We start from the raw sequence: 23,577 nt of genomic DNA on the forward strand, positions 1-23,577 counted from the left end.
TCCGCACGCCCTCTTGTTCTGATGCCCTGTCAGGCCGCCACGGCCGCAGACGTCTCCGCCGGCGTCTCCGGGGCTCCGGGCCGTGCGCCGCGCAGGCCGGTCCCCAGGGCCAGGCCGATCAGGCCGGCGGCCATGAGCAGGCTCACCACGATCTTGGGCGCCACGTCGCTGGTGACGAAGTCGAGGACCTGGCCGCCGGTCAGGGCGAGCGGCACCCACAGCGGCACCAGGCGGGCCCGCCAGGCGCCGTAGGCGAGGACGAGGACGCCGATCATGAAGCCGAGGATCCAGATCGCGAAGGACGCCGCCACGAACGGATCGCTCTCCAGGGCGTGGGCGACGGGCCGCACCGTGTCCAGGGACACGCCGTCCGCGGCGAGCGGGCCGTAGAAGGCGTTGTACTGCCACAGGTGGACGGTGGAGAAGTAGAGGGCCGGGACGGCGAAGGCGCCTCCTATGGTGGCGACAAGACGCTTGCGCCGGCCGACCGCCACGATCAGGCCGGCCGGCGCGGGCAGGAGCAGCAGGTGGGCGAGGGCGAACAGGACGGTCTCGGCGCGCCACGCCGCGAGGTTGGAGGCGGCGGCGGTGACGTTCTCGGCGGCCTCCTTCACCTCGTCGGGGAACGTCACCCAGTACAGGGCGTTCGCCGCGCCGTACACGACGCCGGCGCAGGAAGCCGCCGGTCGCCGTCCCGGGCCTGGCCGACCTGACCGCCCGGGAGTCCGAGGTGCTGCGGCTCATGGCCCACGGCCTGTCCAACCCGGAGATCGCCGGCGAGCTCTTCCTCGGCGAGGCGACTGTGAAGACGCACGTCAACCGCATCTTCGCCAAGCTGCGCGTACGGGACCGCGTGCAGGCCGTAGTCCTCGCCTACGAGGCGGGCGTGGTGCGCCCGCGGGAACCGCACCACTGAGGTGCGCCGCCGTCACGACCTGCGGGCCAGGACCAGGCGGGAGTTGGGGGCGCCGTCCGGGCGGCGGCCGAAGTCGGGCAGCACGGCGGTGCGGACGGTGAAGCCCGCCGCGGTCAGCTCCGCGCGCACCGCCCGGAGCGGGAACGTGCGGTAGTACATGACGAAGCGCGGCCGCCATATCGCGTTCCGTATCCGCATCGCCGCGTCGAAACCGGCGGGCACCCAGTAGCCCCGCGAGGCGATGCGCGGAGGGGCGAAGACCGGGAACGCGAAGAGCCCTCCGGGCCGCAGGGCGCGGTGCACCCCCGCGAAGAGGCCGGGGCGCTCCTTGGCCAGGAAGTGCCCGAAGGCGCCGAAGCTGACGGCCAGGTCGAACTCCGCGGCGAAGTGCGGGTTCCGCGCGTCGGCACGGATCCATTCCCCGTCCGGGTGGGCACGGCGCGCCTCGGCGAGCATGCCGGCGCTGAAGTCCACTCCCGCGACCCGGCCCCGGCACAGCGGCCGGAGGACGCGCAGGCCCGCTCCCGTGCCGCAGCACACGTCCAGTCCGTCCCCGAAAGGACCGTACGGGCGCAGGGCCTTGGCGGTCGCGTCGAGGATGCGGTCCGGGGTGCGGAACGGCGTGTGGTCGAACCTCGGGGCGAGCAGGTCGTAACCGTGCTCGACGGAGGACAGGGCCTGCACGGCCAGCTCGCGCAGCGAGGGCCCTTCGGGTGAGAACACCGCTCCAGGGTAGAGCCGTTGGGCCCGGGACCCGCGACTGCTTGACGCGACGTCAGACGGTCGCGGGTTCCCTGCCCCCGGCGAAGAGCATGGCGACCATGGAGCGGGCGGTGGCCCGGAGCCGCTCGGGGTCCTGGTAGACGCGTTCCATCACGACGGTGCCGCGGGTCATGGTGATCAGGACGCGGGACGCTTCCGCGGGCGGGACCGCGAGCCGGCCGGCCGCGTCCGGCCGGGACAGCCGCTCGGTCATGACGTCCTCCAGGCGGTCGAGCAGGCCCCGGATCGCCGCGCGGATGGGCTCCGCGTCGGCCTGGGTGTCGGTCGCGGTCTTGGTGGACAGGCAGCCGCGGGCGGGGGTGCCGCGCGTCATCGACGCGATGGTGAAGTCGAAGAAGTCCTCCAGCGCCCGCCGCGCGTCCGGCTGGTCCAAGGCGGTGCGGGCCTCGGCGAAGAAGGCGTCCGCGTAGTCCGCGAAGACGCGCAGGAACAGTGATTCCTTGTCCTGGTACGCGTTGTAGAGCGAACCGCGCTGCACACCGGTGGCGTTCGCCAGGTCCTGCATGGAGGTCGCGCCGTAGCCCTGGTGCCAGAAGACGTCCAGGATCCGGCCAAGGGTGTGCTGCTCATCGAACTGCCGCCGTCCAGCCATGCCGCCACCGTAATTCATTTTTGACGCCATCGTCAAAGTTTGCAACTCTGTCAAACATGACGAGCCTGTCAAAGATAGCTCGGGCAGACGGGCCGAGCCATGCCCCGGACCGCCGCGCCCAGCCGGAAAGCGGACACATGCACATGAGCACCACACCTCCCGGACCCGCCCCCTGGCGCGCCATCGCGGCGGGCGCGAGCGCGAGCTTCGTCGGCATCGGCCTGGCCCGTTTCGCCTACACGCCCCTGCTGCCGGAGATCGTCAACGCCCACTGGTTCTCGCCGTCGGCCGTCGCCTACCTCGGCTCGGCCAACCTCGCCGGCTACCTGCTGGGCGCACTCGCCGCCCGCCGCGTCGCCCGGCGGCTCGGCGACCGTCGGGCGCTGCGCTGGATGATGGCGCTCGCCACAGTGGGCCTCCTCGCGTGCAGCGTCCCGGTCTCCGTGGGCTGGTTCTTCGCCTGGCGCCTGGTCTCAGGGGTGGCCGGCGGCGTGATCATGGTGCGGGTCGCGGGCGCCGTGCTGCCCCACCTGCACGGCCGGCGCCGCGGGCTGGCGAGCGGCGCGATCTTCGCCGGCCTCGGCATCGGCATCGCCGCCTCGGGAACGCTGGTGCCGCTCCTGCTGACCGCGGGCCTGAGCAGCACATGGATCGGCCTGGCCGCGCTGTGCGCGCTGCTCACCGCCCTGAGCTGGAACGGCTGGCCCGCGCCCGCGGCGCCCTCGCCGGCCGCGCCGTCCGCACCCCCGCCGCGGGCGGAGCGGCCGGCCCGCTCGCCACGACTCGCGCTGCTGCTCGTGGAATACGCCCTGATCTCCATGGGCATCGTCCCCGCCATGTCCTTCCTGGCCGACTTCGTCAGCCGCGGCCTCGGCAGGGGTTCCGGCGGCGGCTCCCTGATATGGATCGTCTACGGGCTCGGCGCACTGCTCGGCCCCACGCTCTACGGGCTGCTCGGCGACCGCCTCGGATTCGCCAGGGCCCTACTGCTCATCACCGTCGTGCAGGCGGCGGCGCTCACCGCGCTCGCCTTCGCTCACGCCCTCCCCGAGATCGCGGTGCTCAGCGCCGTCATCGGCACCCTCCCGCCCGGGGTCGTACCCGTCGTCCTCGGCCGCGTCCACGAACTGGTCCCCGCCAACACCGAGGCCCAATCGGCCGCCTGGGGCAGAGCCACCATCGCCGGCGCCCTCTCCCTGGCGGTGTCGGCGTACCTCTACTCGTACGTCTTCGACCTCACGGGCCAGAACCACCACGTGCTCTTCCTCATCGGCGCCGCGGCCCTCGCGCTCGCGCTCCTCACGCACCTCGCCACGCGTTTCCTCCGCCCCGCCACCGAACGGCGCCCGGCCGCCACCGTGGCCCCGGCGGGCGCGCTCAGCGAATGATCACGCGGCCCCGCAGCCGGCTTCCAGACCCGGATACCCGATTCGCCTCAGGTCCTCGGCAAGATCGGCAAGGCCCACCTCCGGGTTGAGCGCCGATACGACGCCCTGGGTGAGGGGCCGCAACGCATAGACGTGGCGGACGGCCTCGATGTCCACCGCGACCTCGTAGTAGTCCTCGGCAAACTGCTGATAGGCCTCGGGGCGGCCGTCCGCCAGGACGTCGAACAACCACTCCGCACCGCCGTCGTGCTCCACACCACCGGGCAGGGCCTCGACGGTCCCGGCCGTCCACCGGGCGTCCGCCTGTTCACGCCAGAAGCACACGGTCACGCGGGGTGTCCCGTCGTGCCCGGTGAACGCCGGTTCCGAGACGTTGTGGGCGAACACCTTCGGCAAGCCGTCGAACAGCCCCGGCCACGGGACCGGCGGCGTGACCCTGTGCGGGCTCATGGGCGACTCGTGGTCGAAGCCGCGGGCGTACGCCCCCGCGGACGAGAAGACGATCGAGTATTCGCCGCCGGACCCGTCGCGCATGGAGGCCGTCTCCTCGGTCGGCGACCACCGGGCATCGAACGAGTAGAACCTGAATTCCCACTCCGGGCTCATGACGGCATCGAGGACGGCCATGGCCCGGGAGCAGTCGCGGACGACCGGGATCGCGGGCAGTTGACGGATGAGTTCGCTGACGGACACCGCGCCATTCAAGCCCACGCGTCTGACAACAGCGGCTCAACGCACCCTGTCGCATGCCACGTTCGGCTGCGCCGGCACGTGCGGCGCCGGGTACATCTCGCCACACGCGCACCCTTGACACCTGGCGATCAACCGGAGGAGCATCTGTCCGCACCCTGACAACGTTGTCTAACGAGGCGTTGTCCGAACTGAATTGAAGGGTAGACAACGATGTCAGACACACCATCAGTTCGTTCTGGCGCGGGGCGGCTCCGGCCGACACCGCGCTCCCTACGGCGCCGGACGCCCGGTGGCGCGGCCGTCGCGCTCATGGCGGCACTCGGAACCGTCCTCTCCCTGGCCGCCGCCGTCCCCGCGACGGCCGCGCCGGCCGCCTCGGACCGGGGCGAGGTGCGGGACACCGCGGCGTACGTCGACCCGCTGATCGGCTCGACCAACGCGGGCAACACCTACCCCGGCGCCGTGCAGCCCTTCGGCATGCTCGCCTGGAGTCCGCAGAACACCCGGGGCCAGATCTCGACCCCCGCCCCCGGCGGGTACGAGTACAACGCGAAGAAGATCCGCGGTTTCAGCCTCACCCACCTCAACGGCGTCGGCTGTTACGGGGCCAACGGCGACATCCCCGTGATGCCGTACGTCGGCGACGTCGACTCCTCCCCCTCGGCCGACTCCACCGACGCCAAGTACGCCAGCTCGTTCTCCCACGAGGACGAGACCGCGGAGGCGGGCTACTACAAGGTGGGGCTGGCCAGCGGCGCGTCCGCGGAGCTGACCACGACCCCCCGCACCGGCTCGGGGCGCTTCGGCTTCCCCGCCGACAAGCCCGCGAGCATGCTGTTCCGTACGTCCAACTCCGAGACGGGCAGCGGCGACGCGACCGTGCGGGTGGACGAGGCGGCGCGGACCGTGACCGGCTCGGTCACCGCCGGCAACTTCTGCGGCCCGATGAACGCGAACAACCGCCACGACCTCTACACCCTTTACTTCACCGCGCACTTCGACCAGCCGTTCGCGAAGGTCGGCACCTGGACCGACACCACGCTGAACCCGGGATCGACCTCGGCCTCCGGTGGCACCGGTTACGGTACGAACGGCATCCCGGCAGCGGGCAAGGGCTCGGGCGCGTATGTGACGTTCGCTCAGGGCACGACGCAGGTCCAGGCGAAGGTGGCGATCTCGTACGTCAGCGCGGCCAACGCCGAGGCCAACCTCAAGGCCGAGAACCCGCCCCGCAAGACATTCGACAAGGTACGGTCGCAGGCGGAGTCGGCCTGGCGCCACGAGCTGGACAAGGTGAAGGTGAGCGGCGGCTCCGACGCCCAGCGCACCACCTTCTACACCGCGTTGTACCACTCGATGCTGGAACCGACGCTGACCAGCGACGTCGACGGGCGCTACCTCGGCGCGGACCTGAAGCCGCACAAGCTGGCGAAGGGCCAGAAGGCGCAGTACGGCACCTTCTCGGGCTGGGACCAGTACCGCGCGCAGGTGCAGTTGATGACGCTGCTCAACCCGCGGGCGGGCAGCGACTACGCCCAGTCCCTCTTCAACTACGCGGGCCAGCGCGACGGCGAGTGGGACCGCTGGCTGCTGGAGAACGGCAAGACCAGTGTGATGTCCGGCGATCCGTCGGCCGCCGCGCTCGCCGGGATCCACGCCTTCGGAGGACGCGACTTCGACGTCAAGGGCGCGCTGCGCTCCCTGATCACCGCGGCGACCGTGCCGACGGCGAACGACTCGGACAGCGCGGGCTGCAACGTGGAGTGTGTCGGGCAGCGCCCGGCGCTCGACAAGTACCTGAAGCTCGGTTACGTGCCGGCGGACGGCTGCCACTGCTGGGGCGGCGCGGCCGAGACGCTGGAGGACGCGGCGGCCGACCACGGGCTGTCGGAACTGGCCGGCGCCGTCGGTGACCGCGCGAACCAGAAGAAGTTCCTGGAGCGTTCGGGCGCCTGGAGGTACGTGTTCGACGCGAACGCGACCCCGCAGGGCGGCTACATGCGGGACAGGAAGGCGGACGGGACCTGGGTCGGCGGTTCGTTCTCGCCGAGCACCGAGAGCGGCTTCGTCGAGGGCACCAGCGCCCGGTACACCTGGATGGTCTACTCGGACGTGGCGGGCCTCGCCCGCGCGATGGGCGGCAACGACGCCGCGGTGAAGCGGCTGGACGCGTTCTTCCGTACCCCGGCCGGCGCTTTCGACTTCTCGGCGCAGGACCCCACGCGCTTCGACCCCACCAACGAGCCCGACATCAACGCTCCCTACCTGTACGACTACTTGGGGGCGCCCTGGAAGACCCAGGAGACCGTGCGCGCGTCGCTGGACCAGCTGTGGACCGACCAGCCCGGCGGCATTCCCGGTAACGACGACGCGGGCACGATGTCGTCCTGGTACGTCTTCTCCGCGCTCGGCATGTACCCGCAGGTCCCCAGCCGGGCCGACCTGGTGCTCTCCGCGCCGCTGTTCCCGCGCGCGGTGATCCGCACCGGACACGGCAAGAAGATCACGGTCAACGCACCGGGTGCCTCGGCGGAGAACCGGTACATACGGGGTCTGCGGACCGATGGCAAGAAGTCCGACAAGCCGTGGGTACCCGCCTCCTTCGTCACGCACGGCGGCACCCTGGACTTCACGCTGGGCAGCACGCCGGACACGTCCTGGGGCAGTGCCCCGGCCGACGCCCCGCCGTCCTTCCGCGAGGGCGGGGTGCCGTTCTTCACCGGGACCGCGCCCGGCCAGGTGAAGGTCGAGCCGGGAACCACGGGGACCGCTTCCCAGGTCAAGGTGCAGACGATCGAGGACGCGGCCGCCACCGTGCACTGGAAGGCGACACCGCCGAAGGGAATCACGGTCACGCCGTCGGAGGGCAACCTCAAGGTGCCCGCGGGGGGTTCGGCCAGTGAGAAGTTCACCGTCACGGCCGCGACCGACACCCGGCCCGGCTTCTACACGGTGCCGGTGACCCTGACCTCGGCGTCCGGCGCGGCCGTGCCCAGCACGTCGCTCGCGGTGACCGTCGCCGCGCGGGACAGTGTCATGTGGAACCTCAACAACACCGGTATCTCGGCCGATGACACCAACCCGCAGGCCAACTTCGACGGCCAGGGCTGGAGTTACTCGGCGAAGGCGCTCGCGGATGCCGGCGCGAAGCCCGGTGGCACGGTCTCCGCGGGTGGCTTCGACTTCACGTGGCCCGCGGTGAACCCGGGCGACCCGGACAACATCGAGGTGGTGGGCGGTGGCGCGCCGCAGGTCCTCGACCTGTCGGCCGGCTCCCCGGACGCGACGAAGCTGAGCCTGCTGGGCAGTGCCATCAACGGCACGACGACGGGCACGGTGACGCTCACGTACACCGACGGCACGACGCAGGAGGCCTCGATCGGGTTCAGTGACTGGACGCTGGGCGGCGGCACCCAGCAGCCGTCCTTCGGCAACGTCGTGGCGCTCCACACCCCGTACCGCGACGTGTCGGGCGGCGGGGTGGACCGGGTGGGTACGGACGTCTTCGCCACGGCTCCGATCGCCTTGCAGGCGGGCAAGCGGCTGGCGAGCGTGACCCTGCCGGGCGCGACCGACGGCGGCGTCATCCACGTGTTCGCGGTGGCCACGGCCTGATCCCGCGACGGGGGCGGGGTGGGGACGGCCGCGGCCGTGCCCACCCCGCCCCGGTCTGTATCCGGCTCGGCTGCGCCTCAGGGCGCTGCCCGCACCGCCGAGGCATCGCGATGCCCCTCGTGCCGCGCATCTACACACCGGCAGGGTTCGGGGAAGCGATCGCTTGCCGGGTCAAACATCTGGCCCGAACCCCTTGCCTCGTGATCGTTCACGGCTAAAGTCGAGCTCACGCAGGGCGACCGACCGAAGGGGCAGGCGTTGGAGAGACGGCCCACCACCGACGCCGGTCGGCTCCCGACGCTTTCCGTGCCGCGGTTCGTCGGGCGCGACCGCGAGGTCGGCGCGCTCGGTGCGGCGCTCGGTCAACCCCCCGCCGTGGTGCTGATCGACGGTGAGGCGGGGATCGGAAAGACCCGCCTGCTGCGGGAGTTACTGGCGTCCGAGGCCCAACGAGGACGCCGGGCCCTGGTCGGTGCCTGCCCTGAGTTGCGCGTGCCGTACACACTCGGCGCGGTTGTGGACGCGGTGCGCGACGGGGTCGGAAGCGCGGCCGGGCTGCGCCTCAGCGGCCTTGGCGGCGCGCTGCGCCCGTTGTTCCCCGAGTGGGCCGACGAACTGCCTCCCGCGCCGGAGCCGCTGGAGGACGCGACCGCGGCCCGGCACCGGTTGTTCCGCGCGTTCGTCGAGGTGCTCAGCCGGCTCGACGTGGCCCTGCTCGTCGTGGAGGACGTGCACTGGGCGGACGAGGCGACGCTGGAGTTCCTGCTCTTCCTGGTGTCGCGCCGCCCGCAGCCGGTGAGCGTGGTGGTGACGTACCGGCGGGACGATGTCCCGCCCGATTCGCTGCTGTTGCGGCTGTCCTCCCGCCTGCCCGCCGACGCGCACCTGGTCAGGATGGTGCTGGCGCCGCTGGGGATCGACGACACCGCCGCGGTCGTCTCGTCGATGCTGGCCGGTGAGCACGTGTCGGCCGAGTTCGCGGCCTTCCTGCACGCGCGGACGGAGGGTGTGCCGCTGGCCGTGGAGGAGTCGGTGCGGCTGATGCACGACCGGGCCGACCTGGTCCGCCAGGACGGCGGCTGGGCGCGGCGCCGGCTGGACCGCATCGACGTGCCGCCGACCATTCGCGACGCCATGCTGGAGCGCGTGGGGCGGCTGCGGCCCGACACCCGGACGGTGCTCTACGCGGTGTCGGTGCTCTCCGGTCCGGCCGACCACGCGACCGTGCGGGCGGTGACGGGCCTGCCCGAGGACCGGTTCGGCGCACTGGCGGCCGACGCCCTGGGATGCGGTCTGCTGCGCGAGGCCGGGCCCGGGCAGTGGTCGTTCCACCATGCCCTGGCGTGCGACGCGGTGTACGAGGCCATCCCGGCCGAGGAGCGGCGTGCCATGCATCTGCGGGCCGGCCGCGCGATGGAGCGCTGGCCGCTGCCGCCGGTGGCGCAGTTGGCCCGGCACTTCCGGCTGGCGGGCGACGTCGAGTCGGCGTGCCGCTACACGGAGCGGGCGGCCGACCTGTCCACGCAGTCCGGTGACGTGGCCACTTCGACGCGGCTGCTGCACAGCCTGGTCACGAGCGTGACTCTGCCGGTGGAGCAGTTGGTGGGCCTCGTGGCGAAGATCCAGTTCCAGTCGCTGCCGGGCTCCGACCCCCATTCCAGGATCATCGACTCGCTGCGGTCCGCGCTGGGGACCCAGGCCCTGACCGCGGGACAGGAGTCCCTGGTCCGCTTCCAGATCGGCCGGGTGCTGATGGTGGCGGGCGAGATCGAGGCGGGCCGGAACGAGATCCTGAAAGCCGTGCCGCAACTGCCGCCGGACTCGCTGGAGGCGGCGCGGGCCCGTATTCTCCTCGCGCTCCCCCTCGGCAACGCACGGCCGGTGTCGGAGCATCTGCGCTGGCTGCACGAGGCACCCGCGATGACGGTGTCGATCGCGCCGCACGAGCGCATGCGCCTGTCGGTGGAGCGTGCCTTCGCGCTGCTCATGCTCGGTGAGGAGAGCGGCTGGGACGAGGCACGGCGCATTCCGGACGACGTCGCCAACTCCCGCGAGGCGGCGATGGTCGCGGTGGGCCACACCAACGTCGGGGAGGAGGCGATGCGGTGGGGGCGGTACGACGAGGCCCGCTCGCGGCTGGCCGTGGCCTCCGCGATCGCCGAGCGCCACGAGTTCCTGGAGTACCTCGCCAGCATCGCCTCGTCCCGGGCCCACCTCGACTGGTTCACCGGGGCCTGGGAAGGACTCGCCGACAGGGCGGCCCGGCTGGTCGACGACGACGATGGCGTGCGGTTGAAGGACCGGTGCGAGGCCTCCCTCGTGGCGGGCCTCATGCAGATCGCCGCCGGGGACCGCGCGGCGGCCGAGGAGCGGCTGCGCTTCGCCGGCCGCGACGACCAGCAGCGGATCGAGGCGACGACAGCTCTGGCGGGGCTGTATCTGCGCGACGGCGACGCAGGCGAGGCGCTGCGGCTGACCGACGAGGTGGCGGAGGTCGCCGTCGGCAGCGGGATCTGGACCAGGGCCGCCGAGTTCGCGCCGGTACGGGTCGCGGCACTGGTCGCCGCGGGCCGGCCGGGCGACGCCGCCGACCTGGTGGGCGCTTTCGAGCGGGCCCTGGGCGGCAAGGACGCCCCGGCGCCGCAGGCGTCCCTGGTGCTGTGCCGGGCGATGCTGGCCGAGGCGGACGGCCGGCCGGACGACGCGGCGGCACTGTTCGCCCGGGCGGCCGATGCCTGGCAGGCGCTGCCGCGGCCGTACGACGCCCTGCTCGCACGGGAACACCACGCCCGCTGCCTGCTCGCCGCGGGCCGTCACGACGCCGCGCTGCCGGTGCTGTCGGACGTCCGCCGGGCGCTGTCCGGACTCGGCGCCCGCAACGACGCCGACCGGGTGGCACGTTCGCTGAACGAACAGGGCGCCGGTACCCGGGAGGCGCGCGGCCGGGGACGGCCCGGTTACGGCGACCAGCTCTCCCCGCGCGAGCTGGAGGTCGCCCGCCTGCTGCTCGACGGCCTGACGAACCGCCAGATCGCCGACCGGCTGGTGGTGTCCACGCAGACGGTGGCCAGCCAGGTGAAGTCGGCGATGCGCAAGCTGCGGGCGACGTCGCGGACCGGACTCGCGCTCAAAGTGGCGGAGTTGGGACTCGTCGGCGAGCAGAAGCACACCCTGCCCGACGAGTGAATTCGGCGCCGCCGTCCCGGACGAAAAAAAGACGCGCGCGCGAACGACGAGTTAAATCCCGCATCTGACCAATCGAGGCCGGTCCGGGCCCGGTTGCACACTCGTGCTCATGTCAACCGCAGAACCGCCGGCGACGGAGCCGGCGGACACCCCGTTCGAGCCGGCGCTCCGTGCCGAGGACGAACCGGCGCCGTCAGCGACACCGGACGGCCCGTCAGGCACTCCGGCCGCCCGGGGCACCAACGGCGCCGGCGGCGCCGACGAGTACGAACCGCTCTAGCGCGAGGTCCCAGGGCCGCCGCCGCACCGGGCTCGCCCGCGGTGCGGAGTCCCGCGTGCCTTCGCGCCGCATGTCCCCCGGTATGTCCCCTCCTTCATCCCACAGGAGACCCATAGATGAGGCGAAGCACAAGGAAGCGTCTCGGCAGACGCCTGGGCACGGTGACCGTCGGTCTGACGGTCCTCGGGATGGTCGTGTCGACCACGGCGACCCACGCCGCCGAGCCGGCGCGGCAGACGCCGCGACCCGGTGCCGTACGGACGAACAGCCCCACGGCGATTGCCGACACCGACCTGGCGCGGGTCGTCGCCGCGTCCGGCGGTGCCGTGCCGGTGACGCTGATCACCGGTGACAAGCTGCACGTCGGTGTCGACGACTCCGGCAAGCCGGTCGTCCGCGACATCGAGAGCGCGGCGCGGCCCGACGCTCCCCCGGTGGTGTTCCACACCATCACCCGCCAGGGCAGGACGTACGTCGTTCCGGACGACGCCCTCGCGCTGATCGGCAAGGGGCTGCTGGACTGGGGGCTGTTCGACCTGAGCCAGCTCGTGGCACTGACCGCGGCGGGCAAGGGCGGCACGGTGCCGGTGCTCGTCACCTACACCGGCACCGCCAAGGCCGACATGACGCGCAAGGTGGCCGGCGCCTCCGGCGGCAGGGCCCTGCCGAGCATCAACGGCCGTTCGATGAACGTCGCCGAGGACGGCCGCTGGTGGCAGCAGGTGCGGGGCAAGACGGACGCCACGTCCGCCGCCGCCCGGTCCGCCGGTTCCCTGGCCGGGGTCAAGAAGGTCTGGCTCAACGGCATGGCCCATGTCGACCTCGAGCAGTCGGTGCCGCAGATCGGCGCGCCCGTCGCCTGGGAGCGCGGCTACGACGGCACCGGCGTGACGGTGGCGGTGCTCGACACCGGTATCGACGCCACCCACCCGGACGTCGCCGGCAGCATCGTCGGCCAGGTCGACTTCACCGGCAGCCCCACCGGGGCCAAGGACGGCCACGGGCACGGCACCCATGTGGCGTCCACGGTGCTGGGCAGCGGGGCCGCCTCCAAGGGGCTGCGCAAGGGCGTCGCACCCGGCGCCAAGCTGCTGGTCGGCAAGGTCTGCGACGACAGCGGCCAGTGCCCCGACGACGGCATCATCGCGGCGATGGACTGGGCCGCCCACTCGGGTGCCAAGGTCGTCAACATGAGTCTGGGCGGCGACCCCACCGACGGCACCGACCCGATGAGCCAGGCGCTCAACGAGCTCAGCCGCTCCACCGGCACCCTGTTCGTGGTCGCGGCCGGCAACTCCGGCTTCGTCCCGCAGAAGGTCGTCTCCCCGGGCTCCGCCGACGACGCCCTGACCGTGGCGGCCGTCGACAAGAACGACGAGATGGCCAGTTTCTCCAACCGCGGTCCGCGGATCGGGGACGGCGCGGCCAAGCCCGACATCGCGGCCCCGGGCGTCGGCATCGTCGCGGCACGCGCCGCGGGCACGTCCATGGGCACGCCGGTGGACCAGTACTACACCGCGGCCGACGGCACCTCGATGGCGACCCCGCACGTGGCGGGCGCCGCGGCCATCGTCGCCGAGCAGCACCCGGAACTGACGGGGCAGCAGATCAAGGCGCTGCTGATGGACACCGCCACCGACCTCGGGCACGACATGTACGCCCAGGGCCGGGGCCGGGTGGACCTGGCGACCGCGACCAATCCGCGGATCGTCCCGAAGGGGACCCTGAACTTCGGCCGCCTGGCCTTCCCGCACGCGCCGGTGACAAAGACGATCACGTACACCAACCGCGGTGACGACGACACCACGTTGCACCTGGCGATGCCCGTCTCGTTCGCCGACGGCAAGCCCACCAAGGCGGGCCTGTTCACCCTGAGCACGGACACGGTCGTCGTGCCCGCCGGCGGCTCCGCCGAGGTGTCGGTGACCGTCGACGGCAGGGTGCTCGGCGACAACGGGCCCTTCGGCGGCTACAACGGGCTGCTGACCGCCCGCGACGACTCGGGCTCGGTGAAGCTGAGTTCGGGCATCCACACCTTCCTCGAAGCCGAGAAGTTCCCGCTGACCCTGAACGTCGTCCCCCCGGCGGGCGCGACCGACGTCAGCTACGGCACCGCCACCTTCCTGCCGGTCGACGACCAGGTCCACCTGCACACGGGCCCGGTGCTCGACATCGACCGGGACACGATGACCGAGCAGCTCTTCCGCGGCACCTGGGCGGTGCAGATGCCGGTCAGCTGGCGGGACGCGTCCGGCGAGTGGCAGCAGGCCCAGCCGATCGCCCCGGAGGTGGGCCTCTCCAAGGCCACCACCGTCACGTTCGACCTGCGCAAGGCCAAGCCGCTGAGCGTGCAGTACCCGGAGTCCACCGAGACCTACTCGGCCTCCGACGCCGTCAACCGGGTCTCGGCGACCGGGGCGTGGACGACGGGCACGGTGTTCTCGGCCGACTACAAGGCCGTCGAACCCCACTGGTGGGTGCTGCCCACCACCGGCAAGGTGAGCATGGGCACCTTCACCCATGACTTCTACAGCTCGCGGGTGACCCCCGCCGTCACTCTGCGCGCCTCCGGCGGCGGCGCCCCCACGGGCCTGTCCGCCCGCTACGCGACGCCGGACGCCACGGTGAGCGAGACGCAGATGTGGCTGAACGACGACGGCGACCCGGGCTTCCGCGAAGCCGCGATCCCGGTTCCCCGGCTGCCGGTCGAAGGTCACCTGCCGGTGGTCTACGCGGGCAACGGGACCGCCGCCGAGCTCGCGGACGCCGGCGCCCGGGGCAAGCTCGTCCTCCTGACCCCGGCCGACATCTGCCAGGGCACGTGCGACTTCGCCAGGCTGCGGGACGAGCGGGTGGCCGCCGCCGCGGCAGCGGGCGCCGTCGGTGTGCTGGTCGCGGCACCGGACCTGACCTCGCTGGGAAGCCCCGGCACGCTCGACCAGTGCGGGTTCGGGCCGCAGAGCTGCCCGGCGCTCCAGGCGTACACCGCGCTGCCCGTCGTGACCGTGCCCTACGCGCAGGCCGAAGGCCTGATCAAGCGCATCAAGGCCGACCGGTCGCACGTCCGGATCACTCTCGGCGGCAGTGCCGTGCCGACGGCGTACGTCGCCAGGTACCACGACGAGGGGCAGATCGGGACGGGCGCCTACCGGGTCCGCAAGGGCGATCTGGACCGGGTCGACCTGTCCTTCCACGGGGCACGGCCCGGTTGGGTCCACCAGCTGAGCTGGATGCAGCACCTGCGGGCCACGCCCGTCACGTCGCAGGTGTCCCTGCCGCACCCTGCCACGCAGAAGGCCATGACCGTTTTCGTCGCACGGCAGCCCGACGCGATCAGCCGGTTCACCGCCTCCTGGGCCGAGGACGGGGCGGACTCCTTCATGACGCACAACCGGACCGAGGTGAACGACCTGGTCCTGACCGGCAGGAACGCGATCCACTGGAACGCGGGACCCTCCGTGCCCGGAGCCGCGTCGCAGGCGCGGACCCCGTCCGGCTTCACCGTCTCGGCCGGACCGTGCTCGGGGTGCCGGCAGGGCGACACGTTCTACCCGAGTGTCTTCGTGACGGGCAGCGGCGGCGGCCGCCAGGCGCTGATGGGCATCGTCGACGACGAGCTGATCACGCACGACTTCACCGAGGTCCCCGCGTGCGGGCCGACCCCGTCGACCACGTTGCCGAACCTCGACTTCACCTGCGACTTCATGCTGCGGAACGCGTCCGGTGACGAGATCGCGCGGCACACGCAGCCGCTCCCCGACGTCGACTACCTGACCCAGTGACGGCACGAGAGACCGCGAAGGAGACCAACGCGATGAAGAACACGGTGCCGTCGGCACGACGCCGCAGAGGGGCCCTCATGGTGCTCGCAGCCGCGGTGATGCTGGCGCTGACCGGCTGCGACGGCGGTGACCTCGTCTCGTACGACCTGCCGGCGAAGTCGGCCCGGTACACGTTCGAGGCGAAGACCGACGACGTCAGCACGGTGTGGCAGTACACCTCCGCCGAACCCGCCAAGGACGACGCCCCGCAGCTGAGCCCGTGCATGGGCGAGGTGGTCGGCGGCGACACGGCGGCGTGCCGTCCGGAGCCGCTGATCTTCCTGCGCTACGACTTCGGTCTGGCGCTGGACAACACCGTCAAGGCCGGGGAGAGCCACGACATCACCGTCGTCGGCTATTACCAGGAACGCCTCACCGCTCTCCCCAAGGTGACCTCCCTGAAGGCGGAGACCACCTTCGACGGGGGCAGGACCTGGCGCCCGGCGACCACCCGCGCCACCGGGAAGAACACCTTCACCACGACGGTCAGGAACCCCCGGCGGGACCAGGCCGCCCACGGCGTCGGACTGAGGATCAGCGCGACCGACAGCCAGGGCAACACCGTCCGGCAGACCCTCCCCTCGGCGTACACGCTGCGCTGAGAGGCCGGACAGACACAAGGCCGGGGCGGGACCGCCGTCCCGCCCCGGCCGTCCCGGGCGGCACCGCCCGAAGCCCGCACAAGGGGCTCTGTCAGCGCCGCCGCATAGCCTTCCGGTTGATCCAATCGCCCTACGTCCCGGGCGACTTGCGACCCATCCGGACTCACCCGGACGGGCACGCACGCACGCACCGGGAGGAAAGAAGTTCACTCCATGCGGGAACCGCGCAACCCGTTCCGCACGTCACGCCGCCGCGGATGGCTCGCCCTGGCGGCCGTGAGCGGTGTCGTACTCGCCGCCACTGCCGTCCCGGCCCACGCCGACGCCACCGAACCGACCGACTACCTCACCATCGCCGCGCCGTGGGACCTGCAACTCCCCGCCGCGGACGCCGAATCCGGCACCGCGATACCAAGAACGCTCACGCTGGGCGTCGGCCACGGCAACGCCGACAACAACGTGACCGGCGGCCGGCTCACCGTCGACGCCTCCGGGCTCGCGGACGTCGCCGCGGTGACCTGGCCCGCCGCTTGCGTCCCGGACGGCACGGCGGAGCTCACCGCCAGCTGCGACTTCGGAGCCATCGGCGCCGGCCCCTCCACCACGGTCGCCTCCCTCGACCTGCACGCCCGGACCGGCGCCGCCGCGGGTGCCTCCGGCCTCGTGCACATCTCCGCAAGCGCCGACACTGACTTCGGCCCACTGGACGCGGAACCGATGGACGTGACCGTCACCATCGGCAGCGGCCCGGACCTGTCGCTGAACCAGTTGCCCCGCCTCAAAGGCGTCGCCCCGGACACGGACATCCCCCAGCAGCTGCGGCTGGGCAACCTGGGCAACCAGACCGTCGACCGCACCCTGCTGACGTTCTTCGCCTCGCACGGCCTGGACTTCACCAACCGGTACGCCAACTGCGCCTACGCCGCCGACGACGACACCGCCAACCCCACCGGCACCAGCGTGGTGTGCGTCGTGGACGAGCCCGCCCGGCCGGGCCGGACCTACGACCTGTCGGGGGCCGCGGCGGTGCACACCCGAACGGCCGCCCTGTACGAGCGATTCGACTACTCGGCGCAGCCGTACACCGACGAGGCATACCAACAGGCGCTGACCGGGAAGGACTTCGTCCCCGGTTCCGGCGACCGGCTCACCCTGGAGCCCGAGGCGGCGCGCCGCGCGACCGGTGGCGCGGACCTGGATCCGGACCTCGATCCGGGCGACAACTACCGCGTCACGACCATCCAGGCCGCCAACACCGCCGACCTCAAGGCGGTCGGCGCCGAGGTGACCGGACAGCCCGGTGACACCGTCACCACCACCGTCGCAGTCGAGAACGACGGGCCCGCCTGGGTGGCCTCGCTCCTCGCCGGGGAACCGGCCGCGCTGGTCGACGTGACCCTCCCGGAGGGCACCACCGCCCTCACGGCTCCCGCCAACTGCCAGGGCGGCGGACGCTCCTTCCACTGCCGTACGCCGATCTTCCTCTGGGAGCACCACCGCAGCGACTTCACCTTCACCGTGCGCATCGACAGCCTGGCCCCGGCCAACGCCCCCGGCTCCGTGTCCATCGTCAACAGCCACTACGAGCCGCCGGTCAGGGACTTCGACCCGGACCTGAGCGACAACACCGCCCCCATCACCGCCGGCGCCGCCGCCGAGTGACGGCCCGCGGGCCGGGAGGCAGGAGCGCTGCCTCCCGGGCCGCCGGGCCCCCGGATCCCAGCTCGACCCGCTCGACACGGCTTCCGGTCGAACAGCGTGATGCGGAAAGGTGCCAATACGTTGCGCCGGCGTGTTCGACTAGGGCAGGCTGTCGGTTCTGTAAGGCCCTGCCCATGGCTTGTCCGTGCTCACCAGGCTTACGGGAGCCCGGAATTGACGTGCTGTTCCGTGGTTTCCAGGACCGGTGCACGATCAGGTCGGCACCAAGGGGCACGTTCACGTCCGTGAGGTCACCGAGCGGGCGACGCGGGAAGGAAACCGTGTGAGCCGGATCTCGGTCCGGGGATTCGCGGTGGCTTCGGCCACTGCGGTCACCACCGTGGGCGCTGTCGTCGGTGTCGCCTCCGGCAGCGAGCAGCCGGGCCTGCAGCCCGTCGCCGCCACCGACGCGATCACCGTCCTCCCGGACATTCCCGCCGGTCAGCAGGTTCAGCAGGCGTCGCTGACGCAGCAGGTCCTGGCGCAGACGGACGCCGCCGACGCCACCGCGCGGAAGACCGCCGAGGAGTCCGCCCGCAAGCAGGCCGCCCGGGACGCCACCGCCCGCAAGGAGGCCGAGCGGCAGGCCGAGGAGAAGCGCAAGGCCGACGAGCTGATGGCGAATGCCGCGTCGTCGACCGGCGTGGTCCAGGACATGGCCCGGGCGATCATCGGTGACTCCGCCCAGTTCCAGTGCTTCTCCAACATCGTCAGCCGCGAGAGCGGCTGGAACTTCACCGCGACCAATGCCTCCTCCGGCGCGTACGGGCTGGTGCAGGCCCTGCCCGGCTCCAAGATGGCCTCGGCGGGCGCGGACTGGCGCACCAACCCGCGCACCCAGATCAAGTGGGGCCTCAACTACATGGACAGCCGCTACGGCAGCCCCTGCGGCGCCTGGTCCTTCTGGCAGACCAACCACTGGTACTGAGCGGGCGCGCCGAGGGGTCCTGCCGCCGCATGAGCGGCGGATCATTTCGACATTCCGGACATAACTCACCATAACGGCCACGCTGCGGCGGGGTCGTTGCCCTGGCGGACGGGCCGGATCCCACCGGCGAAGGTGTGATCCGCGCCACCCCGACGGGCGACCCGCCGGGCGGCACCCGACCCCGCCCGAGGCGAGGATCCCCCGAACGGCGGCCACCCGCCGAACGGCCGTTCCCCCGGGCTCCGTGGCACCCGGCGCCCGTCCGCCGCCGGAAAGACGCACACGCCCCCTCCCCGCCGCCGGCACCCGCGCGGCCGGGGCGCGCCGGCCTGCGCCGACACCATCCGCACCGCCCGCCGGCGAAGAAACCCTGAACGCCCCTTGACGCTTCCCGAACAGCGGTGCCAACATCACGTCATCCAAAATGTTTGCGCAAACGTGCGATCGGACGGTCGCCGATGTTTACGCAACCATCCGGGGCTCCGTCCCATCGACGGGGCCCCGCACGACGACGTGAGGGATGGGATCATGGCAGCCATATCGCCGCCGTCCAGTACCGGCAGGGCGGCACCACCGCCCGGACGCAGGGGCCGGCGCTGGTTGGGATGGGGCTTCGTGGCGCCATTCATGATCTTCTTCGCGCTGGTCTTCCTGGCGCCGATCGGCTACTCGATCTACCTGAGCCTCTTCCGCGACCAGCTCATCGGCGGCACCTCGTTCGTCGGCCTGGACAACTACACCCAGGCCTTCCAGGACAGCCAGTTCTGGTCCGGACTCGGCCGCGTCGCGCTGTTCCTCGCCGTCCAGGTGCCGATCATGCTGGGCATCGCCCTGTTCATCGCCCTCGCGCTGGACAGCGGACGGCTCCACGGCCGGAACTTCTTCCGCATCACGATCTTCCTGCCGTACGCCGTCCCGGCCGTCGTGGCGACCTTGATGTGGGGCTTCATGTACGGCGACCGCTTCGGCCTGGTCGCCAACCTCAACGACGCCTTCGGGACCTCGCTGCCGAACCCGCTCTCCCCGAGCCTCGTGCTCGCGAGCATCGGCAACATCGTGACCTGGGAGTTCGTCGGCTACAACATGCTGATCTTCTACTCGGCGCTGCATGTGATCCCGCACTCCCTCTACGAGGCGGCCGAGATCGACGGCGCCAGCCAGCTGCGGATCGTCAGGTCCATCAAGATCCCGGCGATCCGCGGGGCGCTGGTGATCGCGACGATCTTCTCGGTCATCGGCAGCTTCCAGCTGTTCAACGAGCCGAGCATCCTCAAGCCGCTGGCGCCCAACGCCATCACGACGTACTTCACGCCGAACCTCTACACCTACTCGCTGTCCTTCTCCGGCCAGCAGCACAACTACGCCGCGACGGTCGCGATCGTCATGGGAGTGGTCACGATGATCGTCGCCTACGTCGTGCAGCTGCGCGGCATGCGGAAGGAGGCGTGACGATGGCCCAGTCCAGCACCAGCACCCTCGCGCCCAAGCGGCAGCGCTCCGGCTCCGTCCTGTCCGGGCGGTCCGCGAGCCGGCGCCGCTCCTCCGACCGGCCCAGGCGCAACATCCTGCTCACCGTACTGACCGCGCTCGTCGCGGTGTACGCCCTGATCCCGCTGGCGTGGCTGCTGATCAGCGCCACCAAGACGCAGAAGAACCTGCTCGACTCCTTCGGGCTGTGGTTCAGCGGCGACTTCGCCCTGTGGGACAACATCCAGCAGACACTCACCTACAACGACCACATCTTCGTACGGTGGCTGCTGAACACCCTGCTGTACGTGGTGGTGGGCGCGGGCGGCGCGACCTTCCTCGCCGTGCTGGGCGGCTACGGCCTGGCGAAGTTCAACTTCCCCGGCAAGCGGTCGGTGTTCGCGGTCGTGATCGGCGCGGTCGCCGTGCCGGGTGCGGCGCTGGCCGTGCCGACGTTCCTGATGTTCAGCAAGATGGGCCTGACGAACACGCCGTGGGCGGTCATCGTCCCCTCGCTCATCTCGCCCTTCGGCCTCTACCTGATGTGGGTCTTCGCCTCCGAGGCGATCCCGGACGAGCTGCTGGAAGCGGCGCGGGTGGACGGTTCGGGCGAGATCCGCACCTTCTTCCGGATCAGCCTGCCGCTGCTGGGGCCGGGCATCGTCACCGTCCTGCTCTTCACCGTGGTCGCGACCTGGAACAACTACTTCCTGCCGCTGATCATGATCAAGGATCCCGACTGGTACCCCCTCACGCTGGGGCTCAATGCCTGGAACGCCCAGGCCGCCACGGCCGGCGGGCAGCCCGTCTTCAATCTCGTGATCACCGGGTCGCTGCTGACCATCGTCCCGCTGATCGCGGCCTTCCTCTTCCTCCAGCGTTTCTGGCAGACCGGCCTCAGCGCCGGCAGCGTCAAGGAATGATCACCGGCGCCCGGCGGGCGCCGTGTCCCCCCTGCAGCCCTCTCCCCGGCACACCCCTGCGGTGGCCGTCGGGCGGCGCCGCAGTTCATCACCACAACGAAGTGAGATGCGATGACGAACAAGCCACTTCGCCGTTCGGCGCAGGCGTTCGCGGTGCTCTGCGCGGCGGCCCTGTCCCTGACCGCCTGCGGCTCCTCGGACGACTCCGGCTCCGGGGCCAAGGCCGCGGACGCGGGCAGCGTCGAGGCGGCGCTGAACAAGGGCGGCAACCTGACGGTGTGGGCATGGGAGCCGACGCTGAAGCAGGTGGTCAGCGACTTCCAGGCCAAGTACCCCAAGGTCAAGGTGAAGCTGGTCAACGCCGGCACCGGCAACGACCAGTACACCGCTCTGCAGAACGCGGTCCAGGCCGGCTCGGGCGCCCCGGACGTGGCGCAGATCGAGTACTACGCGCTCAGCCAGTTCGCGCTGGGCAAGTCCGTGACCGACCTCAGCCCGTACGGCGCGAAGGACCTGTCCAAGGCCTACTCGCCCGGCCCCTGGAACGCCGTCTCTCTGAACAACGGCGTGTACGCCCTGCCCATGGACTCCGGTCCGATGGCGATGTTCTACAACAAGAAGGTCCTCGACCAGTACAAGATCAAGGTGCCCACCACCTGGGACGAGTACCTCGACGCGGCCCGCGCGCTGCACAAGGCGAACCCCAAGGCGTACATCACCAACGACACCGGCGACGCCGGCTTCGTCACCAGCTTGATCTGGCAGGCCGGCGGCCACCCGTACACGGTGGACGGCACCAAGGTGAAGGTCGACTTCTCCGACCCCGGCACCAAGGAGTTCACCGCCGTCTGGCAGAAGCTCATCTCCGAGAAGCTGCTCGCCCCGATCAGCTCGTGGAGCGACCAGTGGTACAAGGGACTGGCCGACGGCACCATCGCCACGCTCAACACCGGCGCGTGGATGCCCGCCAACTTCGTCTCCGGCGTCCCCTCGGCCTCCGGTGACTGGCGCGCCGCCGCGCTGCCGCAGTGGGAGGCGGGCAAGACCGCCAGCGCGGAGAACGGCGGCAGCTCGCTGGCGGTGATGGAGGCCAGCAAGGACAAGGCCCTCGCCTACGCCTTCGTGAAGTACGCGGACAAGGACGCAGGTGTGCAGGCGCGCATCAAGGGCGGCGCCTTCCCGGCGACGACCGCGGACCTGAACTCCGACGCGTTCCTCAACACCGAGTTCCCCTACTTCGGCGGTCAGAAGGCGAACCAGATCTTCGCCGCCTCGGCGAAGAACGTGGCGCCCGGCTGGTCCTACCTGCCGTACCAGGTGTACGCGAACTCGATCTTCAACGACACCGTCGGCAAGGCCTACGTGTCCTCCACCCCGCTCCCCGACGCCCTCTCCAACTGGCAGGACGCCTCGGTGAAGTACGGCAAGGACCAGGGCTTCACCGTCAACTGACGCAACGGCACCACCCGTGGCCGGCCCGGCGGTTCCCCGGCGGGGAACCGCCGGCGCCGGCCACCCGGGGCCTCGCGGACCGCTGATCCGCGGCGTTCGGCCCCCCATAGACTTCTGACATTCAGCGGCTGATGTGCGTGACGAAGGGTACGGCGGACGTGGACGGGACCGGACAGAACTCGGTGGCCGCCGCGCAGCGACGGCGGCGCGGCGCGTCGATGGCCGACGTCGCGAAGCTGGCGGGCGTCTCGGCGCAAACCGTCTCCCGGGTCTCCAACGGCTTCCCCGGGGTGCTCGACGACACCCGGCAGCAGGTCCTCGCCGCGATGAAGCAGCTCGGCTACCGCCCCAACAGCGCGGCGCGCGCGCTGAAGAGCGGCGAGTTCCGCACGATAGGCGTCATCCTCTTCAGCCTGTCCAGCACCGGCAACATGCGCACCCTGGAGGCGGTCTCGTCCTCCGCGGCGCGCGAGGGCTACGCGACCACCCTGCTGCCGGTCACCGCGCCCACGCAGGACGGGGTGCGCGGCGCCTTCTCGCGGCTCGGCGAGCTCGCCGTGGACGGCATCGTCATGATCATGGAAGTCCATCTGCTGGACGCCATGACGGTGGCGCTGCCCCCGGCGGCACCCCTGGTCGTCGTCGACTCCGACGCAGGTGACCAGTACTGCGTGGTCGACACCGACCAGGCCAGCGGCGCCCGCGCGGCCGTCGAGCACCTGCTGGGCCTCGGCCACACCACGGTCCGGCACATCGCGGGCCCCAAGGAGTCCTTCGCGTCCGAGCGCCGGGTCGGCGCCTGGCGGGAGGCCCTGGAGTCCGCGGGCCGCGAGGTCCCGGAGCTACTGCGCGGCGACTGGTCGGCGGAGTCCGGCTACGAGGCCGGCCAGCGGATCGCGGCGGACCCGGACTGCACCGCGGTCTTCGTCGCCAACGACCAGATGGCCCTCGGTGTGCTGCGCGCGCTGAGCGAGCACGGCCGTCGGGTGCCGGAGGACGTGAGCGTGGTCGGGTTCGACGACATCCCGGAGGCCGCCTCCTTCATGCCGCCCCTGACGACGATCCACCAGGACTTCGCCGAGGTCGGCAGGCGCTGCGTCGACGGCGTGCTGCGGCAGATCAGGGACGACGTCGCGGAGCAGGGCACCACGCTGGTGCCCACCCGGCTCGTGGTCCGCGGCAGTACCGCCCCTCCCCCGGAAGACCGCCGCCCGTGAACCGCTGACCCCC

16 protein-coding genes and 1 pseudogene are annotated in these 23,577 nt (G+C 71.5%); 13 read left to right on the top strand and 4 right to left on the bottom strand.

Going from position 1 to position 23,577, the window contains the following annotated elements; genetic code table 11:
• Window positions 1-29: 29 nt before the first annotated feature.
• A complete protein-coding gene (locus ACIP9H_RS15955; RefSeq protein ID WP_401959463.1) occupies window positions 30-662 on the bottom strand; it encodes a hypothetical protein in 633 nt (210 codons plus the stop codon).
• Between the two features lie 32 nt (window positions 663-694).
• Here ACIP9H_RS15955 and ACIP9H_RS15960 point away from each other — a divergent pair.
• Window positions 695-916 (top strand): annotated as a pseudogene (locus ACIP9H_RS15960) (response regulator transcription factor); the annotation flags it as partial.
• 12 nt (window positions 917-928) lie between these two features.
• Here the strand turns inward: ACIP9H_RS15960 and ACIP9H_RS15965 are convergent.
• Window positions 929-1,639 (bottom strand): class I SAM-dependent DNA methyltransferase, encoded by a 711-nt coding sequence (locus ACIP9H_RS15965; protein WP_401592172.1) that lies wholly within the window; start codon window positions 1,637-1,639, stop codon window positions 929-931.
• A 52-nt stretch (window positions 1,640-1,691) separates the two neighbouring features.
• Window positions 1,692-2,291 carry a TetR/AcrR family transcriptional regulator gene (locus ACIP9H_RS15970; protein ID WP_401592170.1) on the bottom strand — a complete coding sequence of 200 codons (600 nt, stop codon included), beginning with the start codon at window positions 2,289-2,291 and terminating at the stop codon, window positions 1,692-1,694.
• Window positions 2,292-2,434: 143 nt separating this feature from the next.
• On the opposite strand from ACIP9H_RS15970, the gene ACIP9H_RS15975 reads away from it, so the two are divergent.
• Window positions 2,435-3,679 (top strand): YbfB/YjiJ family MFS transporter, encoded by a 1,245-nt coding sequence (locus ACIP9H_RS15975; RefSeq protein WP_401959464.1) that lies wholly within the window; start codon window positions 2,435-2,437, stop codon window positions 3,677-3,679.
• On the opposite strand, the gene ACIP9H_RS15980 is transcribed toward ACIP9H_RS15975, so the two are convergent.
• Window positions 3,680-4,372, bottom strand: a complete 693-nt coding sequence (locus tag ACIP9H_RS15980; protein ID WP_401959466.1) for a hypothetical protein — start codon at window positions 4,370-4,372, stop codon at window positions 3,680-3,682. It lies immediately after the preceding gene.
• 309 nt (window positions 4,373-4,681) lie between these two features.
• Here ACIP9H_RS15980 and ACIP9H_RS15985 point away from each other — a divergent pair, with 309 nt between their 5' ends.
• The 11 genes from ACIP9H_RS15985 (at window position 4,682) to ACIP9H_RS16035 (ending at window position 23,564) form a co-directional block, all read left to right on the top strand.
• Entirely contained in the window at window positions 4,682-7,987 is a 3,306-nt protein-coding gene (locus ACIP9H_RS15985) for a GH92 family glycosyl hydrolase (RefSeq protein WP_401592164.1), read from the top strand.
• Between the two features lie 258 nt (window positions 7,988-8,245).
• Window positions 8,246-11,173, top strand: a complete 2,928-nt coding sequence (locus ACIP9H_RS15990) for a helix-turn-helix transcriptional regulator (RefSeq protein ID WP_401959468.1) — start codon at window positions 8,246-8,248, stop codon at window positions 11,171-11,173.
• A gap of 109 nt (window positions 11,174-11,282) precedes the next feature.
• The gene (locus tag ACIP9H_RS15995; protein ID WP_401592160.1) at window positions 11,283-11,453 is read left to right on the top strand and encodes a hypothetical protein; all 171 of its coding nucleotides are present in this window, start codon (window positions 11,283-11,285) and stop codon (window positions 11,451-11,453) included.
• Between the two features lie 116 nt (window positions 11,454-11,569).
• Window positions 11,570-15,235, top strand: a complete 3,666-nt coding sequence (locus ACIP9H_RS16000) for a S8 family peptidase (protein ID WP_401959469.1) — start codon at window positions 11,570-11,572, stop codon at window positions 15,233-15,235.
• A 32-nt stretch (window positions 15,236-15,267) separates the two neighbouring features.
• Window positions 15,268-15,876, top strand: coding sequence for a hypothetical protein (locus tag ACIP9H_RS16005; RefSeq protein WP_401592156.1), 609 nt, complete (start codon window positions 15,268-15,270; stop codon window positions 15,874-15,876).
• A 213-nt stretch (window positions 15,877-16,089) separates the two neighbouring features.
• The gene (locus ACIP9H_RS16010) at window positions 16,090-17,538 is read left to right on the top strand and encodes a hypothetical protein (protein ID WP_401592154.1); all 1,449 of its coding nucleotides are present in this window, start codon (window positions 16,090-16,092) and stop codon (window positions 17,536-17,538) included.
• Between the two features lie 322 nt (window positions 17,539-17,860).
• The gene (locus ACIP9H_RS16015) at window positions 17,861-18,505 is read left to right on the top strand and encodes a transglycosylase SLT domain-containing protein (protein ID WP_401592152.1); all 645 of its coding nucleotides are present in this window, start codon (window positions 17,861-17,863) and stop codon (window positions 18,503-18,505) included.
• 528 nt (window positions 18,506-19,033) lie between these two features.
• Entirely contained in the window at window positions 19,034-19,954 is a 921-nt protein-coding gene (locus ACIP9H_RS16020; protein WP_401592150.1) for a carbohydrate ABC transporter permease, read from the top strand.
• Between the two features lie 2 nt (window positions 19,955-19,956).
• The gene (locus tag ACIP9H_RS16025) at window positions 19,957-20,895 is read left to right on the top strand and encodes a carbohydrate ABC transporter permease (RefSeq protein WP_401592148.1); all 939 of its coding nucleotides are present in this window, start codon (window positions 19,957-19,959) and stop codon (window positions 20,893-20,895) included.
• 111 nt (window positions 20,896-21,006) lie between these two features.
• Window positions 21,007-22,347 (top strand): ABC transporter substrate-binding protein, encoded by a 1,341-nt coding sequence (locus tag ACIP9H_RS16030; RefSeq protein WP_401592146.1) that lies wholly within the window; start codon window positions 21,007-21,009, stop codon window positions 22,345-22,347.
• A 158-nt stretch (window positions 22,348-22,505) separates the two neighbouring features.
• Window positions 22,506-23,564, top strand: coding sequence for a LacI family DNA-binding transcriptional regulator (locus tag ACIP9H_RS16035; protein WP_401592144.1), 1,059 nt, complete (start codon window positions 22,506-22,508; stop codon window positions 23,562-23,564).
• The last annotated feature ends 13 nt before the right edge of the window (window positions 23,565-23,577 follow it).

Source organism: Streptomyces sp. NPDC088732 (assembly GCF_044751205.1).
Classification (GTDB): Bacteria; Actinomycetota; Actinomycetes; order Streptomycetales; family Streptomycetaceae; genus Actinacidiphila.

Coding starts and splice junctions, on each gene's coding strand:
- ACIP9H_RS16000 (WP_401959469.1), top strand. CDS start 11,570: ATGAGGCGAAGCACAAGGAAGCGTCTCGGCAGACGCCTGGGCACGGTG.
- ACIP9H_RS16010 (WP_401592154.1), top strand. CDS start 16,090: ATGCGGGAACCGCGCAACCCGTTCCGCACGTCACGCCGCCGCGGATGG.
- ACIP9H_RS16030 (WP_401592146.1), top strand. CDS start 21,007: ATGACGAACAAGCCACTTCGCCGTTCGGCGCAGGCGTTCGCGGTGCTC.
- ACIP9H_RS16025 (WP_401592148.1), top strand. CDS start 19,957: ATGGCCCAGTCCAGCACCAGCACCCTCGCGCCCAAGCGGCAGCGCTCC.
- ACIP9H_RS15975 (WP_401959464.1), top strand. CDS start 2,435: ATGAGCACCACACCTCCCGGACCCGCCCCCTGGCGCGCCATCGCGGCG.
- ACIP9H_RS15995 (WP_401592160.1), top strand. CDS start 11,283: ATGTCAACCGCAGAACCGCCGGCGACGGAGCCGGCGGACACCCCGTTC.
- ACIP9H_RS15970 (WP_401592170.1), bottom strand. CDS start 2,291: ATGGCTGGACGGCGGCAGTTCGATGAGCAGCACACCCTTGGCCGGATC.
- ACIP9H_RS15985 (WP_401592164.1), top strand. CDS start 4,682: ATGGCGGCACTCGGAACCGTCCTCTCCCTGGCCGCCGCCGTCCCCGCG.
- ACIP9H_RS16020 (WP_401592150.1), top strand. CDS start 19,034: ATGGCAGCCATATCGCCGCCGTCCAGTACCGGCAGGGCGGCACCACCG.
- ACIP9H_RS16005 (WP_401592156.1), top strand. CDS start 15,268: ATGAAGAACACGGTGCCGTCGGCACGACGCCGCAGAGGGGCCCTCATG.